This window comes from Olsenella sp. CU969 (genome assembly GCF_905219715.1).
GTDB lineage: Bacteria > Actinomycetota > Coriobacteriia > Coriobacteriales > Atopobiaceae > Granulimonas > Granulimonas faecalis.
The window spans coordinates 1-2,194 of record NZ_CAJMXC010000136.1 but is presented as its reverse complement, the minus strand read 5'-3'; the positions used below and the strand labels follow the sequence as shown (position 1 = coordinate 2,194).

The window sequence follows — 2,194 nt, the reverse complement described above, 5'->3', positions numbered from 1 at the left end:
CCATCTGCGCTCTCCCCTATCCCCGTTCCCCTACCATGGGGTCGGAAGGAGGCGCCGTGATTCCCATCGAGCAGGTCTACAGGCAGATAGCCGAGCTGGCCCAGGCGGCCGGCGTGGGCAGGGTCACGCTTTTTGGCTCCCGCGCCCGCGGGACCAACCTGCCAAAGAGCGACATCGACCTTGCCGTTGAGGGGTGCCCTGACTTCCCCGGGTTTGAGGAGACGTTGCAGGAAGACCTGTGGTCGCTCCTCCAGGTGGACGTGNTGAACCTCGACGGGCCGGTGTCCCAGGAGCTCCGAGACGCCGTGGCCCGGGACGGGCGGGTGCTGTATGAAGAAGTTTGACAACTACCTCGAGGCGCTGGAGAGCCTTTCACAGGCACCCGAGCAGGACCTGACCAACGAGTTCGTGCAGGCGGGCGTCATAAACAAGTTCGTCCTCCAGTTTGAGCTGGGTTGGAAGCTGCTCAAGGCGCTCCTTGCCGTGGAGGGCGACCCAAAGGCGGCCACCGGATCGCCGAGAGACGTGCTCAAGGCATCCTTCTCATGGCTCGACTGCCTTGACGAAGAGACCTGGCTCTCCATGCTGAGGGACCGCAACACCGTCACCCATATCTACGACGCAAAGAACGCCGAGCTTCTTGCCAGCGTCATCGTCAGCCGATACCTCCCCGCCTTTCAGCGTCTTGCCGACGGGGTGCGCGACAGGTACGGCGACGAGCTGGACGAGCTCGCGTGAAGCCGACCCAAAGGAGCCCCATGGCTGAGACCCTCACCTACCGCCCCGACGACTTCGACGGCGCCAAGGCCGTGCGCATCCGCGTGTTCATGGAGGAACAGGGCTTTCAGAACGAGTTTGACGGCGTGGACCAAGACCCGCGCACCCTGGAGGTGGCCGTGCGGGACGCCGACGACAACCCCGTAGGCTGCGCCCGCGTGTTCCCCTCGGAGCTGGAGCCGGGCGTTGGCACCGAGGAGGGCCGCTGGGTCTTTGGCCGCCTGGCCGTGGTGCCCGAGCACCGGCACAGCGGCTTGGGATCCAAGATCCTCGCCTACAGCGAGGAGGAGGCCAGGATGCGCGGGGCAAAGGAGCTGCACCTGCACGCCCAGCTGGCCGTCATGCCCTTCTACGGGCGCGCGGGCTACGAGCCGTACGGGCCTGTAGAGCTGGACGAGCACGTGGAGCACCGCTGGATGCGGAAGCAACTAGAATGCAGGAAAATGCTCTCTTCCAGCAGAACGGCGCTTACCGCTCAAGCCAACAAAGCAACAAGGCCGTAGGGACACATAACCTCCCAGATGCATCACTTGCCTAGCATCCGCTTTACAACAGAACGCATCTTCCCCTTTACCCTTTGGGAGAGCGTCCTAGTGAACGGCCACCTCTTCATCAGCTGTTCGGCGTCCATCCCCTGTTCGACTGCCGCCATAAAGTCCTTGTAATGCTCTCCGGGGCACACGCTGCTTACCAAAGCCGAGTTGCCTTTTACTATTTCGTCAAAAGAAGACGGCCCTGTCAGCATGTCTGGCGCAAGCTCTTTCAAAAGGCTACTTCCATGTTTTGTATTAGAGAGAACAGCGGAAACCCCCTTGTTCCAAGACGGGCACTCGTGGACCTCCGGGTCAAAACCCCAGAAGTCACCAACCGTTAAATCAGAACCGGCGTGTTGCTTATATGTGCATTGGTAACATTGGGGTCTTAGGCAATTGTTCGTAAGAAAAGACTTCATAAACCAATTGACCGAGTGCTCTTCAATCAAAACATTGTTTTTAGAGGTTGCAGAGAAGGAAAAGGCCTGCCAGCCAGTAGTTTTGTCGCGGAAGTTGACGTGGTCAATCTGATGACCCAGCTGGCACTCAAGCCATTCGCAATAGCGTCGCCAAAGCACAGGAGAAGGTACTCCATGACAGAAGAGGTCAATAGTGGTTACATTATCTAGAAATGCAACTTCTCCCAAGTACATATTAAAGCCCGCTACTTGGCATGGCGTACCAATGAAGAGAATAGGCACCCCAACCTCAGCTCTGCGCTTTAGATAACGTAGCTCTTCCTCATCAATAATACTCTGTAGATACTTTGAGCCCTGCAGACGTGAAAGGTTTTCCGGGGAGTCAACAAGAACATGTAACACCGACCTATATCCATCATCAAATGCAGCCCCGCAGACGATACCGCCCCCATCAACAACATGGGC

General features: G+C 58.2%; 4 protein-coding genes. 3 read left to right on the top strand and 1 reads right to left on the bottom strand.

The genetic code is table 11. The annotated features are described in order from the left end of the window. Positions 1-56: 56 nt before the first annotated feature. Genes JX283_RS08195 through JX283_RS08185 form a run of 3 tightly spaced genes read left to right on the top strand, consistent with a single transcriptional unit; the run spans position 57 to position 1,280 of the window. Positions 57-344, top strand: coding sequence for a nucleotidyltransferase family protein (locus JX283_RS08195; protein ID WP_204830135.1), 288 nt, complete (start codon positions 57-59; stop codon positions 342-344). Next, positions 331-738, top strand: coding sequence for an HI0074 family nucleotidyltransferase substrate-binding subunit (locus tag JX283_RS08190; protein ID WP_204407425.1), 408 nt, complete (start codon positions 331-333; stop codon positions 736-738). Before JX283_RS08195 ends, JX283_RS08190 begins: the two co-directional genes overlap by 14 nt. Before the next feature lie 20 nt (positions 739-758). Continuing rightward, entirely contained in the window at positions 759-1,280 is a 522-nt protein-coding gene (locus JX283_RS08185) for a GNAT family N-acetyltransferase (protein ID WP_204407426.1), read from the top strand. Between the two features lie 23 nt (positions 1,281-1,303). Here JX283_RS08185 and JX283_RS08180 read toward each other — a convergent pair. Continuing rightward, a partial coding sequence (locus JX283_RS08180; protein ID WP_204830134.1) for a Coenzyme F420 hydrogenase/dehydrogenase, beta subunit C-terminal domain occupies positions 1,304-2,194 on the bottom strand: 891 nt, incomplete at its 5' end.